The organism is Bacteroides sp. 3_2_5 (genome assembly GCF_000159855.2).
GTDB lineage: Bacteria > Bacteroidota > Bacteroidia > Bacteroidales > Bacteroidaceae > Bacteroides > Bacteroides fragilis.
In genome coordinates this window covers 700,194-716,030 of the sequence record NZ_JH636045.1, presented here as the reverse complement: position 1 = coordinate 716,030, position 15,837 = coordinate 700,194, and the positions used below count along the sequence as shown (strand labels likewise).

The window sequence follows — 15,837 nt, the reverse complement described above, 5'->3', positions numbered from 1 at the left end:
CATCAGGGTTCCACCTCTTCCCATTCCGAACAGAGAAGTTAAGCCTGATCACGCCGATGGTACTGCGTAACAGTGGGAGAGTAGGTAGTCGCCGTTTTTTTCAGATGGTTCATCCCCTTCGGTCGAAAGACCGGAGGGGATGACTTGTTTTATACGGGGGGCGGAGGAAAGGGAGCGCCAGGCTGCCCTCCGGATAACACTTTCTTAATGGAGATGGCTATGGGAAATCCGATAGCCTTTTCTTGTCCTATATAACGGTTATTGGAAGAGGTGGGTATCTCCGCATCCTTTGGAGGCACGGAGCCTTGCAAAAGAGGCGATTTAAGCGAATTATAGGAAGTTTCACTGTTTTGAATAATTTGTTTTATAGGAGGCGAAGTCAAAAGAACCTTTTGCAATATACTTTTTTTTAACTTGATTAATCTTTTATATAAAAGAAAGAATCTTTTAGTTAAAACAAAAACCGATTGAGAGTGTTTTAATGATAGAGTTCAATTTTTGATAATTAAAAGATGTAAATTGTGGTGACTCTATGCAATTAGTTACTATTTTTGCCCCGAAAATCGAAAAGAGAGTTTATCAATAAAAATAGGACGATGAGAACTTCTGTAAAATTCATATTAATGTTTGTTCTGCTGATGCTATCCTTTAGCATAAGTGGAAATGCATTGAATATTACGGAATGCTCTCATAAGTCGGTTAATTCCTGCCAGGTTTCCGCATCTTCTCTGGATACTAACTATTCTTATCGCTATGGCAGTGATATCACCGGTTTTGATAAATCACAAACTCTATCTGTCTCTGATGTTGAATTGGGTTTTAAACCTGTTTCTGAAACATACTCTTCTAATAACCTCCGTCTGCGCAGAATTCTTGAAGATTCTGACCTTTTCAAAGACACCATGCGTAAGTGGTGCCTGGTAAGAGAGAATTTGTTGGTATTAGACCAAAGTAAGTCTTATTATTCGGATAAAGATCCGCATTATGCGTCTATAAGCTGCCACTACTACATTTTTGCTTTGAGACGTATTCTTATTTAATTCCTAACTTACTATACTGCTGTGTTTGACAATACAGCCTCATTTTTAGCATGAGGCAGTAGGGTTTGGCCTGTGGTGTGTCTAATCGTATTTACTTTAAATTCTTAATAACAAATTCTTTAACAAAAAAAACTTTATTATGGAAACTACTCAAAAAAAGTCAACTAAGATTGTAGGTATCAAGAATGCCGGATTGGTTATTATCTGCTGTTTTATTATAGCAGTGTGTATCTATCATTTTATTTTGGGAAATCCCACTAACTTTATGAACAATGACCCTAACAACCATCCGCTTCCGGGAAACTTTATGGGAACCATTTACAAAGGTGGTGTGATTGTGCCTGTTATCCAAACGTTATTGCTGACTGTATTGGCATTGAGCATTGAACGCTATTTTGCTCTTCGTTCAGCTTTCGGTAGAGGTTCTTTGGTTAAATTTGTATCTAACATTAAAGAGGCTTTGTCGGTAGGAGACCTTCGGAAAGCTCAGGAAATCTGTGACAAACAGCGTGGCTCTGTAGCAAACGTTGTAACTTCTACACTACGGAAGTATGAGGAAATGGAGAATGAATCTTCTCTCTCAAAAGATCAGAAACTACTTGCCATCCAAAAGGAACTGGAAGAAGCTACGGCGCTTGAACTTCCAATGATGGAACAGAATCTTCCGATCATTGGTACTATTACTACTTTGGGTACTTTGATGGGATTGCTTGGTACGGTTATCGGTATGATCCGTTCGTTTGCCGCTTTGGCTGCAGGTGGTTCTGCTGATTCAATGGCCTTGTCGCAAGGTATTTCTGAGGCTTTGATTAACACAGCTTTCGGTATTCTTACCGGTGCGTTGGCAGTTATCTCTTATAACTACTATACAAACAAAATCGATAAGTTGACTTACAGTCTCGATGAGGTCGGTTTCTCTATTGTGCAGACTTTTGCAGCTACTCATAAATAATTTAGAATCTACTAAATTCTGACAATAATGGGCAGAGCGAAAATTAAAAAGAAAAGTACGTTCATCGACATGACAGCGATGAGTGACGTTACGGTACTGTTGCTTACTTTCTTTATGCTGACCTCTACGTTTGTGAAGAAAGAGCCGGTACAAGTGACAACACCCGCTTCGGTTTCGGAAATTAAAATTCCCGAGAAAAATATTCTTCAGATATTGGTCGATCCGAACGGAAAGATATTTATGAGTATGGACAAGCAGTCCGACCTGAAAGCGGTATTGGAGAGCATGGGACAGGAATATGGTGTCACATTTACTCCGGAACAGGAAAAGAAATTCATGTTGGCCTCTACTTTCGGAGTGCCGATGAAAAACATGAAAACCTATCTCGACCTGCCGACCGACAAACAGGACGCAGTACTGAAGAACGAAGGTATTCCTTGTGATAGTCTTGATAACCAATTCAAATCATGGGTGCGTAATGCACGCGCGGTGAATGCTGATTTACGTATTGCAATCAAGGCCGATGCGGATACTCCTTATTCTGTGATTAAAAATGTTATGAATTCACTTCAGGACCTCAGAGAGAATCGGTACAACCTGATTACTTCTCTGAAAACGACTTCTGAAAACTAAAAACGAACAACTATGAGTGCTGAAGTACAAGAAAGCGGTAAAAAGAAGGGGAATAGCAAACAGAAGAAGATGACGGTTCGCGTAGACTTTACGCCTATGGTGGATATGAATATGTTGTTGATCACTTTCTTTATGCTTTGTACCTCGCTGAGTAAACCTCAGACGATGGAGATAAGCATGCCGAGCAATGATAAAAACATCACCGAAGAACAGCAAAGCAAGGTGAAAGCTTCACAGGCAATCACTCTGTTACTGGGTCCCGATGACAAACTATATTATTATGAAGGAGAACCTAATTACAAGGATTATACTTCGCTGAAAGAGACGACGTATAAACCGGATGGATTACGGGGGATACTCCTGAAGAAAAATGCGACTGCTGTCAGACAAGTCAATGATCTGAAACAGAAAAAGCTGGAACTTAAGATATCAGAGGATGAATTTACGAAGCAACTTTCTGAAATAAAGAGTGGAAAGAATACTCCTACAGTCATCATTAAGGCAATGGATAATGCATCGTATAAAAATCTGATTGACGCTCTCGATGAAATGCAAATATGTAATATTGGTAAATATGTGATAACGAACATTGCTGAAGCCGACGAGTTTCTGGTGAAGAACTTTGAAAGCAAGGGTGAACTTTCACAGAATATTGCCGACTAAAATGTAACACCAAAAAATAGAAAAGTAAAATGGCAAAAATAGATTTAACTTCTTTTGAATGGTGTGAGCTGATTTTTAAAGGCAAAAATAAAGCTTACGGTGCCTATAAAATGCGTGCCGATTCACCCAAGCGTCACAACGTGGCAATGGTCATTGTGTTGATAATAGCTTTAGTAGGTTTTAGTCTTCCGACCTTAATCAAAATGGCTACTCCGAAGCAAAAAGAGGTAATGACGGAAGTTACCACTCTGTCGCAATTGGAGGAACCGGAAGTGAAGCAGGAAGAGATGAAAAGAGTAGAGCCGGTGGCACCACCACCGCCTGCTTTGAAGAGCTCTATTAAATTTACCGCTCCGGTGATCAAGAAAGACGAAGAGGTACATGAGGATGACGAGATTAAGAGTCAGGAAGAACTTACACAAACCAAAGTCGCTATATCCATTGCTGACGTGAAGGGTAACGATGAAGCAAACGGTAAGGATATTGCCGATTTGAAGCAGGTGGTTACTCAGGCAGAGCCGGCCGAAGAACAAGTTTTCGATATGGTAGAACAGATGCCCACATTCCCCGGTGGAACTACAGAATTGATGAAGTACATCGGTGAACATCTGAAATATCCTCCCATTGCGGCTGAAAACGGTACACAGGGAAAAGTGATCTGTCGTTTTGTGATTGGTAAGGATGGCCAAGTGAGGGATGTAACCATCGCGCGTTCGTTGGATCCATATTGCGACAAGGAAGCCATTCGTGTTATCAAATCAATGCCTAAGTGGATTCCCGGAAAACAGAACGGTAAAGCCGTAGCTGTAAATTTCACAGTACCTATTGTCTTTAAACTACAGTAATTATGACTAAAAAACAATTTTGGCTGATCGGTGCGTGGTCCTTGATTGCACTATCTGCTTGTAGCTCGAAACCCAAAGACGGACTGACAGACACTTATACATCGGGTGTAATAGCTATTACTGCTGACGAAAGTTTCCAACCCATTGTTCAGGAGGAAATTGATGTGTTCGAGGGATTGTTTCCTTTGGCCGGAATTGTTCCCCGTTATACTACTGAGGTAGACGCTATCAACCAGCTCCTGAAGGACAGTGTACGTTTGGCTATCACCACGCGTACACTGACTCCGGAGGAGATGAACTCTTTTCATAGCCGGAAATTTTTTCCCCGGGAGATAAAACTGGCTACTGACGGTTTGGCTCTGATTGTCAATAGACAAAACGCCGATTCGTTGATTTCAGTGCGTGATATCCGCCGTATACTGACGGGTCAGGTACAAAAGTGGAAAGAGCTCTATCCTGCGTCGGGGTTGGGTGATATCCAACTCGTCTTTGATAACAAAAATTCAAGCACGGTACGCTTTGCGGTTGACTCCATTTGTAAGGGAGCTCCTCTGTCTGATAAAGACGTAAAGGCTCTGAAAACAAATCAGCAGGTGATTGACTATGTTGCACATACACCTGATGCAATCGGAGTGATTGGAGTCAATTGGCTTGGAAACCGAAGTGATACCACTAACTTGTCTTTCCGTGATGAGATCAGAGTGATGTCTGTCAGTGCAGACGATGTGGCTACGGTAGAGAACAGTTATAAGCCTTATCAAGCTTATCTGTACTATGGTAACTATCCGTTGGCACGGCCTATTTATGTATTATTGAACGATCCCCGTAATGCACTGCCCTGGGGATTCGCTTCTTTTCTCACATCTGACAGAGGGCAGCGGATTATATTAAAGTCCGGACTCGTTCCGGCTACTCAGCCGGTTCGTATTGTGGACGTGAAAGACGAATAATAACTAAAATTGAATTACAATGAAACGATTTCAACTGTTTTTAGTAGGAGCATTTGTAGCAGCCGGTCCGCTTTTTGCGCAATCGGCAGATGCTGATTGGCACAGTGAGGTTGCCAAAGTGAAAGAACTTATTCAGACTAATCCGGCGCAAGCTTCCGAGGAAGCCGCACAATTGCTGAAAGGTAAAAATAAAAAAAATACGGATCTTCTGATTGCCATTGGACAAGCCTATTTGGAAGCCGGTAAAATTAATGAGGCCGAAGCCTATGCTGCTCTTGGACAGAAAGCTAACAGCAAATCTGCTGCGGTTTCGGTGCTGCAAGGTGACATTGCCGTAGCTAAGAAAGATGCCGGAAAAGCTTGTCAGTTATATGAGCAGGCTATCTATTTTGATCCTAATTATAAAGAAGCCTATCTGAAGTTCGCTGACGTATATAAGGGGGCTAGTCCGCAACTTGCTATCGAGAAGCTGGAACAACTGAAAAACCTTGATCCTTCGTGCGTGGCTGCCGATAAAAAATTGGCAGAGGTTTATTATCTGAATAATAAATTTGATAAAGCGGCCGAAGCTTATGCGCATTTTATCAATACACCGGAGGCTACGGAAGATGATTTGACGAAATACTCTTTTGCGCTTTTTTTGAACCATGATTTTGAGAAATCACTTCAGATAGCTTTGATGGGTTTACAGAAGAATCCGCGTGATGCTGCATTCAATCGTTTGGCTATGTATAACTATACCGACCTGAAACGCTATGATGAAGCTATGAAAGCGGCGGATGCGTTCTTTAAGGAGTCCGATAAGGCAGATTTTTCTTATCTTGATTATATGTATTTCGGCCATCTGCTCAATGCCGTGAAGAAGTATGATCAGGCAGTTGAAGCTTATATGAAAGCGATCACGCTTGATCCCGCTAAAACAGATTTGTGGCGTGAAGTTTCTTCTTCTTATGAATTGAATAATGAATTTACAAAGGCAATAGAGGCCTATAAAAAATATAGCGAATCGTTGAGTGCCGACAAGCGTACCCCTGACGTACAGTTCCAAATAGGAAAGCTTTATTACGAAAAGGGTACGCAATCGGATACGTTAACCGTTTCGCTGGATGAGCGGAAGGCGGCTCTTGTTTCTGCCGATTCCATTTTTACTGAGATTGCTAAAGTGGCTCCGGATAGTTATCTGGGTAACTTCTGGAGAGCACGTACTAATTCCGCGTTAGACCCGGAGACCACTCAAGGGTTGGCTAAACCTTATTATGAAGAGGTGGCTGCCTTCTTGATTGATAAAAATGACCCGAGGTACAACTCAGCTTTGATTGAGTGTTATAGTTACTTGGGATATTATTATCTGGTAGCTAACAAACTTCCTGAATCTAAGGAGTATTGGAATAAAATTCTGGCTATAGACCCCGCTAATGCTACTGCTAAACGTGCATTGGATGGCATCAAATAGTAATAATTTTAGTTGTTTGTCGTGTAGGAGGAGTGGAGAGTGATTCTTAGCTCCTCCTTTTTTAGTTTCTTTCTTATCCTATATCCGCTTTGGTTTCATCTTCTACTTTTAGAGCGTTGCTATAAGTATTGGTTTTGATTTTATGATTTTCCTTTCGTATCGATAGAATATCGAATGTATAGCGCTGATAATAAGTGAAATAAGAAAATTATCTAAAAATACATTGCCAATTCGGTTGTAATATTCATATATTTATCTACATTTGTGGTGTACTATTGCACTAATACACATAAACTCATAAATAAATGAAGATGATTACAGTAGAAAATCTTTCCTTTCTTTATCGTAAATCGAAGCGTGCCGTTTTGCATGACTTCTCCCTGTCACTTGAAAAGGGGCGGGTTTACGGATTACTTGGCAAAAATGGTGCAGGCAAATCTACACTACTCTATCTGATGAGTGGGCTGCTCACTCCTAAAAGTGGAAAAGTGGTCTATCATGATGTTGACGTACGCCGCCGGCTTCCCATCACTTTGCAGGATATGTTTTTGGTTCCTGAAGAATTTGATCTTCCTCCGGTTTCGCTAATTAGCTATATAGAGTTAAACAGTCCGTTTTATCCCCGTTTCAGCAAAGAGGATATGGTGAAATATCTGCACTATTTTGAAATGGATATCAATATTGATCTGGGGGCACTCTCTATGGGGCAGAAGAAAAAAGTATTCATGAGCTTTGCGCTAGCCACTAATACATCTTTGTTGTTGATGGACGAACCGACCAATGGACTTGATATTCCTGGTAAAAGTCAGTTCCGGAAGTTTATTGCTTCGGGTATGACGGATGATAAAACGATCTTGATTTCTACCCATCAGGTGCGTGACATTGATAAGGTGCTCGATCATGTGTTGATTATGGACAATAGTCGGGTATTGCTGAATGAATCTACTATGAGTATTTGCGATAAACTGTTTTTTACTGAAAGCGAAAACCGGGAGTTGTTACAGTCGTCTTTGTTTTCCACTCCCTCTATTCAAGGTAATTTTTTGCTTTTGCCTAATGAATCGGGCGAAGATTCAGAGATTAACCTGGAATTATTATTTAATGCTACCTTGGCAGTTCCCGAAAGGATTTCTGCATTGTTCCACTCTAAACAAACAGAATTATGATACGAGATACTTTTTTCAGTCAAACGCGTTTTGTGAATCTTTGCCGTAAAGAGATGGTGGAGAATTGGAAGTCCAATCTGCTTCGTGTTGCGTTGATGTATGGTGCTATGGCGGTGATAATGTTATGGAGCGGATATTTAAGTTACCGGGCAGTAGGTCAAGATACAGATAGTACCTGGGAGTTCAATCTGGTGATTTTTATGTGGGGGCTTTGTGTATTCGGTTGCTTGAGTGCTTCGTTCACAATGGAGAGGATGAAATCGAAAACCGGGCGGCTCTCTGTTCTGATGACTCCTGCTACATCGTTTGAAAAATACTTTTCCCGTTGGTTGGTATTTACGGTTGTTTTCTTAATTGTTTTTCTGATTACTTATAAACTGGCGGATTATACAAAAGTATTGGTATACTCTTTGGTTTATCCGGAAAATAACGCAATTGCGATTACTCCGTTATCTCATCTGTTTGGTGAAAATACGGATTATTATACAGTATTCAAGCATACCCATACATTTGTATTAATGATTGCAAGCTATTTCTTCTGTCAGTCTTGCTTTGTACTGGGCAGTTCTGTTTGGCCTAAGAATTCGTTTATCAAAACATTTTCTGCCGGAATGATTATATTCATTGCTTATGTATTGATTGTGGTCGGATTTGCCAAGTTGATATGGCCGGATCAAATAAGTTACAATCCGGATATGAGCGAGGAGACTGCTTTTGCTTGTCTTTCGGCAATAGCTGTTCTTTTCACTCTGACTAACTGGACACTTGCGTATTTCCGTTTCAAGGAATCTGAGATTATTAATCGAATGTAACAAACTCTTACGTTTATGAATTTTAAAGAAAGTAAAGCCATTTATCTGCAAATAGCAGATCGAATCTGTGACGAGATTCTTCTCGGACAGTATCAGGAGGAAGAACGAATTCCTTCTGTAAGGGAGTATGCAGCTATGGTGGAGGTAAATGCCAACACGGCCATGCGTTCGTTCGATTATCTTCAGTCACAAGATATCATTTACAATAAACGGGGTATTGGTTATTTTGTTTCTTCCGGCGCAAAGGAGCTGATTTTTTCACTTCGTCGGGAGACTTTTCTGAAGGATGAACTTGAGCATGTATTCCGTCAACTCTATACACTTGGAGTTTCGGATGACGAGTTGTTGACTATGTACCGTAACTTTATGATGAAACAAAAATAAAAACGAAATTTTATGAAACGTACTACATATATATTTATTGGCATACTTGTTTCGGTACTCGTGATACTGATGGCAGGTGTCGTTTATATTTCTTTCCAGAAATCAGAAACTAATTCGTATACACTCACTTTGTCGGAGAAGATACTTAGAACAGAGTTTTCCGGTATCCGTGCTGTCAAAGTGTATGCAAACGACACGCGTCGTGTGTGGTTGGACGAAGCTTGTGTGAATGTTGTTTCTTCTACAGATGGAAAAACCAGACTTTTAAGTCCGGAATCCGAATATCTGAAAATCAGTCAGAATGCAGATACATTGGTCATTTGCCTGGATTTGACAACTTATGATCTTCCTAAGCAAAAAAAGGAGTATCTTATTCCGGCCCTGCAAGCTAAAGGATTACAACTGACCATAGAAGCCGACTCTAATCTGGCTTTTGTGGCTAATGCTATTCGTGGATTACGTACGAGAATCGATAGGTTGCATGCCGACTCTTTGACTACATATATAAGAGGAGGGGAATTACGTTTGGACTCTTGTGAGATACGTGCTTTTTGTGTCGATGGAGATGGAGTGACATTTAATGCTCATCAATCAATTATTCCCCATCTCTATTTAGATTTGGATGGCGTCAGGAATTGGGGCGTTCATGAATCTGTAATTGGTACTGAACATCTGACCGGAAGTGGAGTTTATCATAATAACTTGCAGAGGGGTGAGTGTAAAAAGATGATCTGGACTCCGAAGAAAGAGGACGCCGAATTGAGATTAACTATACGGGAGAAGGGAAGTTTGATACTTCAAGAAGAATAAAAGAAGAAATTATTAATACATAATTGAAGGAAGGATGTAGTAGAGAGTATTTTAGTTTTCTTGCTGCATCCTTTTTCAGTTATTTGAAGTTGAAAGCTATGAAGAATTTTCGAGTGGCAATACGGAGGTCTTATTTATCGGTCATCCTTTTGCTTTTGGCATTGGTATGCTATCTTTTGTATCCTTTGGAAATACCGGCTCTTTCTTCAGAATCGGCTATAGAAATTGATCGGTATGTTCATTCCGTGCCATGTACTGTACAGATGCCGGATACCGCTACTGATTTCTTGTGCTTCTTGGATGAAGAGTTAAAAAACAAGCAAATCTTATTGTTAGGTGAGCAGTTGCATCAGGATGGAGCCACCTTGCAAATGAAAACCAGGATGGTTCGTTATTTACACGAGAAATTAGGATATAATGTTATACTATATGAAACTGGCTTATATGACATGTATCTTATGAATCAGGATGGTCGTCAGCGGATGAATCCATCTAAAGCTGTATGGACATTTTGGTGGGGGAGTAATGAGACAAAATCATTATGGGAATATTATCGCTCCCATCCTTCTATTGCCTTGGATGGCTTCGACTGCCAGTTAACCAATTATGGACAAGGAAGGAAACACATGGAATCCGTTGAGAAGTATTTAAATGGTTACTCTTCTTCTCTTTCGGATTTCCCGTATGTGCAACGCTTCTTCTTGCAGATGAGTGAGTTTAATGGAAACTGGAATTATTTCGGATACCGGCTTGATAGGATGTTAAAAGACTCCATTGTTCAGGATTTTAATAAATTGGAAAATAGAATTCATGAGGAGTCAAGATATTCTATGGAAGATGGTTTGCATCAGCGTTATATTGCAGGACTGAAACTACGGTATGAGAGCATATGGAAGTATCGGAATGTCGGTGATTTAACACGAATGAACCTACGCGATTCTATTATGGCCGATAATTTGACTTGGTTGGTAGACTCGGTTTATAAAGACCAAAAAGTGATTGTATGGTGCGCTAATGTGCATGTATTCAACCGGGGGAGGATGCAGGTTGACTCGACCAGATTCACCTCTATGGGACAAAGGTTAAAAATACATTTTGGAGACCGGATGTATACAATAGCATTTACTTCGTATGCACGAAGAAACACTGACGGCGGCATACGGGATCCGCTTAGTACGTTGTCACTCGAGTATTTGCTACATCAGAGAAAAGTCGGGTTTGCTTATTTAAATTTCAATGAACTACCCGTGGATAGCAGATGGAGACAAGCGTTTATCTCGGGTTTGGATCAAGGTGCAAGTCTTTCGGAAGTTTGGAGCGAACAAATGGATATGCTATTCTATATCGACCTGAATTATGATGTATATTACGATAAAACTTTTATAAATAAAATGTATAAATGGGCAAAATAGAGATAAGAAATCTCTGTTTCCGATACGGCAAACAGATGGTACTCAATAATCTGAATCTGGATATTCCGGAAAATGCACTCTATGGATATTTAGGTAATAATGGTTCCGGAAAGACAACTACGATTCAAGTATTACTTGGCTTAGCTCGTCCTGTTAAAGGTGAGGTATTATATGATGGACAGCCATTTCGAGATCAGAGAGAAAAACAATTAAGGAAGATAGGCTTATGCCCGGGAGAACCATTCTATTATGATAATCTTACGGGGTATGAACACCTTGCGTATTTAGACCATATTTATCATTGTGGAAGGACCGCTATCAATAAAGTATTGGCAATCACGGGAATTGAGAATGCCAGAAACAAGAAGCTTCGACACTATTCCACGGGTATGATACATCGATTGGGAATGGCTATGGCTTTATTGCATGATCCGGATATACTGTTTCTGGACGAACCGCTCAATGGACTTGATCCGGAGGGGATACATTCTATAAGAGAGTTACTTTTACAGCTGCATCAAGAGGGTAAGACCGTTTTTTTATCCAGTCATTTACTTGATGAAGTAGAAAAAACTTGTACCCATGTTGGTATCCTTCAGCATGGCTGTTTATTGTATCAAGGAGATTTATCGGAATTACTGAACAATATAGAGAAAAGAATCCATATCAGGTTGGACAAGGTGGATTTGTTACATTCGGTATGTAAAGAGGTCCAAATTGACAGCCGGATCAAGTCGGAGTCAATATTGGAAGTTATCCTTTCCGATGATACTACCTATGACAGGCTTATTGAGCTACTGGGGCAGGGCGGTTATCATATATCTGCTATTCAACCTTTGGAGAATACTTTGGAATCGGTTTATTTAAAATTAACTTCACAAACAAAATGAGGATATTAAGAGACTTACAAAATGTCATAGCATCAGAATATTATAAAACACGTCACGATGTAGCTGCAAAGTTATTTCTATTCTTCCCGGTGTTGTTGACAGTAGCTTTCATTGTGTATGATTTATGGAATCTGAGTCAGGAAGGCTATGACGGTACGAACTTGTGGATATACAATATCGGACGTACGTTATTCATGTTTTACGGTATGTTGTATCCATTAATGGCAGCCTTGTTTTGTGCGGCCTATATAGGAAAAGAGTTTAAAAATGACAATTACCTTCTCTTGTTTTTATTTCCTGTTCCCAGAGGCACTGTTTATGTAGCTAAACTTATTTACCTTCTATCAATGACATTCTTGTCAGTTCTTATCGCCTATGTTGCTTTTATGTTATCAGGCTTTATTTTGGGCGTTTGTTTACCGTCAATGGGCTTTCAAAATTTTGATGTGAGAATTTTAGTGATTTCTGTCTTCTTTCGTGTTTTTATTGGGCTATTGCCTATCCTTGTTATTCAATATGTGTTTAGTTTCTTGTTTAAGAATTATGCTTTAGCACTGGGATTTAGTTTTTTTATGACTGTGTTTTCGATGATTGCGAGTAATTGGCGTTACATTAATTTTATTCCGTATTCCTCCATTTTACATGCATACTCTTCATTTATGCAGCAAACGGTTTATTATTGGAAATCATTTGAAACCATTAATATCAGTTATTTTATAGTCTTTTCTATCGTGGGTTATATTTTATATAGGTATAAAAAATGGCGGTAGGATGATTCCTGGTAGTGAAGGGGTGAAGTTCTTTCCAGCTTACCGAAATGAATGAAGTGATTTTGTTCGGCAAGTGGTAAGAATGCTTATATTTGCAATATTCGTTCTTGTTAACCTAAAATTTACTTTACCATGATAGGATATAGAAACTTACTGATATCGTTATTTTGTAGTATGGCTGTTTCTGCTGCCGGACAGCCGCGCTTAGTAAAAAGCCTTGTGCCTGATATGCCATCGCAAGCTCCCGATTACTTTTGCACGTGGAATTTACAAGGCTATGTGGCCAGCTATAAAAGTACTGAACTGACCAGGGCTGCTATGACTGAAGATTATTTATTTGGGGACGGGCTTTATCAGAATTGGGTGGATTGTTATCCTGCAATCCGAAAAGATCTTTACTTTGTAATGGACGATTCGTGGGATATTCCTAAAGATGTGAATGATTCACCCAATCTTTATTTAGGTTGCGTAGAACTGAGTTCTGATCGTTTTCCGTCTTTTCGTGGAGATGCAGTGGAGCGTTTGAAACAATTATCGGAACAGATCAAGAGTAAAGGCTGGAAAGGTGTCGGTGGATGGATTTGTGCCCAGAAGGCAGAGACGCATGCAGCTATTCCTGAAGAGGAGTATTGGAAACAACGAATTAAAACGGCAAATGCTGCCGGATTTGATTATTGGAAAGTTGATTGGGGAAAGGAAGACAGGAATGGGGAATGGAGAAGAAAGTTGACAGCTATCGGCAAGCGATATGCTCCCCATTTATATATAGAACATGCTTTGCGAAATGAATTTATTGAGTTTAGCGATGTTTTCCGGACCTATGATGTCGAAAATATTACGGCGCAGCCGATAACTATCCGGCGTATTTGTGATTTATTGCCTTATAAGACAGTCGAGGGAGCGAAAGGAATTATTAATTGTGAAGATGAACCTTATATTGCGGTAGGTTTGGGCTGTGCTATCGGTGTGATGCGACATCCGTTCGCAGGGACCTTGCCGGATGGGACACAAGATTTTGTGTTTCCTCCGGTCGGACGTGATATTAAGCGGCGTCTGGATGAAGTCGTGCGTGGTGTCAGATGGCATCGGATAGCTGAGCCGTTTGCAGTGGGTTACGGGACTTTCGCCATCGACAGTGTGAAGTTAACCGATCATTGGATTCTACAGGAAAATGAGACTTGGAATAAGGGGCGTACGGTGGGTGCAGATGTAACGGCCGATGCACCGGCGCGGGTTGCTCGGAATATGAAGTTACCGGAGGTATCCGGAGCTCCTTTGTCGGTTTGTCCGTTTGTGTTGGCTTCCCGATACCCCAATGGCGCTGTAGCCGTTTCTACTATAGGCCGTAATGTAGGACGTGAGTATGTAACCGAAAAGGTTGCTGTTTCGATATCCGTCGACCGTTGGGACATACCTATCGGACTATTTGGTTATTTCAAAGAAGTGACAATGGTGTTTCCTTCTCCATTGAAAACAGGAAAGCATACGGTTTTTGCGCAGGATCTGGCCGGTGAGAATCCGGTGGACATTACTTCCAATGTTGTAATCAAGGATAATCGATTGATAATTCCGGGAGAAGTAATTAGCCGGGTAGGACTTATGAATGCTTCAGAAGGAGATTGTTCTGATCCGGGGATGGTGATAAGGGTTATGTAGTTGAAGGATACGAATCTGGTCTCTCACTAAGATTTCAAACAGATACATCATTACTCTTAACATCTTGCCTTTAAGTCTATTATAACAAATCTCGGTTTCTTTACCTCAGCACAGATACGCGGGTTCATGGGCTCGGATATGGGGGATCAGATAGAGAACATACCATTTTTTATTAAATAGTAATGAAAAACAGAATGCTCTAAACAGGATATCTGGTTAAGAAACGCCCATCTTACCATTATTAATTAGTATCTTAGCTATTGATATACTCCCAAATCAGCGGGTGGAAGATGCGGGTGGAAGATGGAAGATTGAAATTCATTTTCTGTAAGAGAGCAAGCCGATATTCCGAATTCATCATTCTTATTATAGAATCCCTCAGGAATTATGGAAGATCCCGGAATCCTGATTCCGGCTCTGCTCCTTATCCCGATATAAAATAAAAAAGGCTGATAATCGATTAATTATCAGCCTTTCTTCTTCTATTTAGTTGCGGAGGCCTGACTCGAACAGACGACCTTTGGGTTATGAGCCCAACGAGCTACCAACTGCTCCACTCCGCGATGTTTCTGTTTTGTGAGTGCAAAGGTACGGCTTTTATTTGAACTACCAAATATTTCGGCATTTATTTTTTTATAAAAGAGCTTCTTTTATACTATATACTTGAGGATCAGTGCTGAACTAGATTGATTTTTTTTATCTGTTTTCACATACAATTGTTAATAATTTATTTGTTTTCTTGTGTGGACGAAAGAAAAGAATTACTTTTGCACAAATAATTCAGCAATGTGCAATTAACCTATGACCGTATCAAAGACAAAAGCCAAGTTAGTAGACGTTGCCCGTCAGCTTTTCGCAAAGATGGGAGTGGAGAATACTACAATGAATGATATCGCTCTTGCTTCTAAAAAGGGTAGACGTACGCTCTATACTTATTTTAAAAGTAAGGATGAAATCTATTTGGCTGTTGTAGAGTCTGAACTGGATATTCTGTCGGATATGATGAAGCGTGTGGCAGATAAAGATATCTCTCCTGATAAAAAGATTATAGAGATGATTTACACCCGGCTGGATGCGGTAAAGGAAGTAGTATATCGCAATGGAACCCTTCGTGCTAATTTTTTTAGAGATATTTGGCGTGTGGAAAAAGTTCGGAAGCGCTTTGATGCAAAAGAAATGCAACTGTTTAAAAGCGTGCTGAAGGAAGGACAGGACAAAGGAGTGTTTCATGTAGATGATGTGGAAATGACTGCTGCATTGGTACACTATTGCGTAAAAGGTATCGAAGTGCCTTATATCCGGGGACATATAGGAGCTAATCTGGATATGGAAACCCGAAAAAGATATGTTGCCAACATCGTGTTTGGCGCACTACATAGAACAGAAATTAATCAATAATTT

At 40.2% G+C, this 15,837-nt stretch carries 16 protein-coding genes, 1 tRNA gene and 1 rRNA gene; 17 read left to right on the top strand and 1 reads right to left on the bottom strand.

The genetic code is table 11. The annotated features are described in order from the left end of the window. The 16 genes from rrf to BSHG_RS02160 form a co-directional block, all read left to right on the top strand. Positions 1-97 (top strand): 5S ribosomal RNA (rrf, locus tag BSHG_RS02085); the annotation flags it as partial. 499 nt (positions 98-596) lie between these two features. Further along, on the top strand, positions 597-1,040 hold the full coding sequence (locus tag BSHG_RS02090) for a hypothetical protein (protein WP_008770318.1): 444 nt from the start codon (positions 597-599) through the stop codon (positions 1,038-1,040). Between the two features lie 139 nt (positions 1,041-1,179). Beyond that, positions 1,180-1,992, top strand: coding sequence for a MotA/TolQ/ExbB proton channel family protein (locus BSHG_RS02095; protein WP_005792006.1), 813 nt, complete (start codon positions 1,180-1,182; stop codon positions 1,990-1,992). Between the two features lie 27 nt (positions 1,993-2,019). Further along, on the top strand, positions 2,020-2,625 hold the full coding sequence (locus BSHG_RS02100; RefSeq protein WP_005799179.1) for an ExbD/TolR family protein: 606 nt from the start codon (positions 2,020-2,022) through the stop codon (positions 2,623-2,625). Between the two features lie 12 nt (positions 2,626-2,637). Further along, positions 2,638-3,288 carry an ExbD/TolR family protein gene (locus BSHG_RS02105; RefSeq protein WP_005792003.1) on the top strand — a complete coding sequence of 217 codons (651 nt, stop codon included), beginning with the start codon at positions 2,638-2,640 and terminating at the stop codon, positions 3,286-3,288. Between the two features lie 29 nt (positions 3,289-3,317). After that, the gene (locus BSHG_RS02110; RefSeq protein ID WP_005792001.1) at positions 3,318-4,133 is read left to right on the top strand and encodes an energy transducer TonB; all 816 of its coding nucleotides are present in this window, start codon (positions 3,318-3,320) and stop codon (positions 4,131-4,133) included. Between the two features lie 2 nt (positions 4,134-4,135). After that, on the top strand, positions 4,136-5,083 hold the full coding sequence (locus BSHG_RS02115; RefSeq protein ID WP_005791999.1) for a PstS family phosphate ABC transporter substrate-binding protein: 948 nt from the start codon (positions 4,136-4,138) through the stop codon (positions 5,081-5,083). 19 nt (positions 5,084-5,102) lie between these two features. After that, positions 5,103-6,536, top strand: a complete 1,434-nt coding sequence (locus BSHG_RS02120; protein WP_005791997.1) for a tetratricopeptide repeat protein — start codon at positions 5,103-5,105, stop codon at positions 6,534-6,536. 311 nt (positions 6,537-6,847) lie between these two features. Then, a complete protein-coding gene (locus BSHG_RS02125; protein ID WP_008770315.1) occupies positions 6,848-7,702 on the top strand; it encodes an ATP-binding cassette domain-containing protein in 855 nt (284 codons plus the stop codon). After that, entirely contained in the window at positions 7,699-8,514 is an 816-nt protein-coding gene (locus tag BSHG_RS02130) for a hypothetical protein (protein WP_005791993.1), read from the top strand. The genes BSHG_RS02125 and BSHG_RS02130 overlap by 4 nt, the downstream gene beginning before the upstream one ends. Positions 8,515-8,529: 15 nt before the next feature. Further along, a complete protein-coding gene (locus BSHG_RS02135) occupies positions 8,530-8,898 on the top strand; it encodes a GntR family transcriptional regulator (RefSeq protein ID WP_005804269.1) in 369 nt (122 codons plus the stop codon). A gap of 12 nt (positions 8,899-8,910) precedes the next feature. After that, positions 8,911-9,708 carry a hypothetical protein gene (locus BSHG_RS02140; protein WP_005791989.1) on the top strand — a complete coding sequence of 266 codons (798 nt, stop codon included), beginning with the start codon at positions 8,911-8,913 and terminating at the stop codon, positions 9,706-9,708. A 23-nt stretch (positions 9,709-9,731) separates the two neighbouring features. Further along, a complete protein-coding gene (locus BSHG_RS02145) occupies positions 9,732-11,120 on the top strand; it encodes an erythromycin esterase family protein (protein WP_008661348.1) in 1,389 nt (462 codons plus the stop codon). A 35-nt stretch (positions 11,121-11,155) separates the two neighbouring features. Further along, a complete protein-coding gene (locus BSHG_RS02150) occupies positions 11,156-12,010 on the top strand; it encodes an ABC transporter ATP-binding protein (RefSeq protein ID WP_225550728.1) in 855 nt (284 codons plus the stop codon). Beyond that, positions 12,007-12,780 (top strand): ABC transporter permease, encoded by a 774-nt coding sequence (locus tag BSHG_RS02155; RefSeq protein WP_008661346.1) that lies wholly within the window; start codon positions 12,007-12,009, stop codon positions 12,778-12,780. The genes BSHG_RS02150 and BSHG_RS02155 overlap by 4 nt, the downstream gene beginning before the upstream one ends. Positions 12,781-12,912: 132 nt before the next feature. Next, positions 12,913-14,436 carry a hypothetical protein gene (locus tag BSHG_RS02160; protein WP_008661345.1) on the top strand — a complete coding sequence of 508 codons (1,524 nt, stop codon included), beginning with the start codon at positions 12,913-12,915 and terminating at the stop codon, positions 14,434-14,436. Positions 14,437-14,926: 490 nt separating this feature from the next. On the opposite strand, the gene BSHG_RS02165 is transcribed toward BSHG_RS02160, so the two are convergent. Beyond that, positions 14,927-14,999: transfer RNA gene (locus tag BSHG_RS02165), tRNA-Met, on the bottom strand. 238 nt (positions 15,000-15,237) lie between these two features. On the opposite strand from BSHG_RS02165, the gene BSHG_RS02170 reads away from it, so the two are divergent. Continuing rightward, positions 15,238-15,834 (top strand): TetR/AcrR family transcriptional regulator, encoded by a 597-nt coding sequence (locus BSHG_RS02170; RefSeq protein ID WP_005792010.1) that lies wholly within the window; start codon positions 15,238-15,240, stop codon positions 15,832-15,834. The last annotated feature ends 3 nt before the right edge of the window (positions 15,835-15,837 follow it).

Coding starts and splice junctions, on each gene's coding strand:
- BSHG_RS02090 (WP_008770318.1), top strand. CDS start 597: ATGAGAACTTCTGTAAAATTCATATTAATGTTTGTTCTGCTGATGCTA.
- BSHG_RS02095 (WP_005792006.1), top strand. CDS start 1,180: ATGGAAACTACTCAAAAAAAGTCAACTAAGATTGTAGGTATCAAGAAT.
- BSHG_RS02100 (WP_005799179.1), top strand. CDS start 2,020: ATGGGCAGAGCGAAAATTAAAAAGAAAAGTACGTTCATCGACATGACA.
- BSHG_RS02105 (WP_005792003.1), top strand. CDS start 2,638: ATGAGTGCTGAAGTACAAGAAAGCGGTAAAAAGAAGGGGAATAGCAAA.
- BSHG_RS02110 (WP_005792001.1), top strand. CDS start 3,318: ATGGCAAAAATAGATTTAACTTCTTTTGAATGGTGTGAGCTGATTTTT.
- BSHG_RS02115 (WP_005791999.1), top strand. CDS start 4,136: ATGACTAAAAAACAATTTTGGCTGATCGGTGCGTGGTCCTTGATTGCA.
- BSHG_RS02120 (WP_005791997.1), top strand. CDS start 5,103: ATGAAACGATTTCAACTGTTTTTAGTAGGAGCATTTGTAGCAGCCGGT.
- BSHG_RS02125 (WP_008770315.1), top strand. CDS start 6,848: ATGATTACAGTAGAAAATCTTTCCTTTCTTTATCGTAAATCGAAGCGT.
- BSHG_RS02130 (WP_005791993.1), top strand. CDS start 7,699: ATGATACGAGATACTTTTTTCAGTCAAACGCGTTTTGTGAATCTTTGC.
- BSHG_RS02135 (WP_005804269.1), top strand. CDS start 8,530: ATGAATTTTAAAGAAAGTAAAGCCATTTATCTGCAAATAGCAGATCGA.
- BSHG_RS02140 (WP_005791989.1), top strand. CDS start 8,911: ATGAAACGTACTACATATATATTTATTGGCATACTTGTTTCGGTACTC.
- BSHG_RS02150 (WP_225550728.1), top strand. CDS start 11,156: ATGGTACTCAATAATCTGAATCTGGATATTCCGGAAAATGCACTCTAT.
- BSHG_RS02155 (WP_008661346.1), top strand. CDS start 12,007: ATGAGGATATTAAGAGACTTACAAAATGTCATAGCATCAGAATATTAT.
- BSHG_RS02160 (WP_008661345.1), top strand. CDS start 12,913: ATGATAGGATATAGAAACTTACTGATATCGTTATTTTGTAGTATGGCT.
- BSHG_RS02170 (WP_005792010.1), top strand. CDS start 15,238: ATGACCGTATCAAAGACAAAAGCCAAGTTAGTAGACGTTGCCCGTCAG.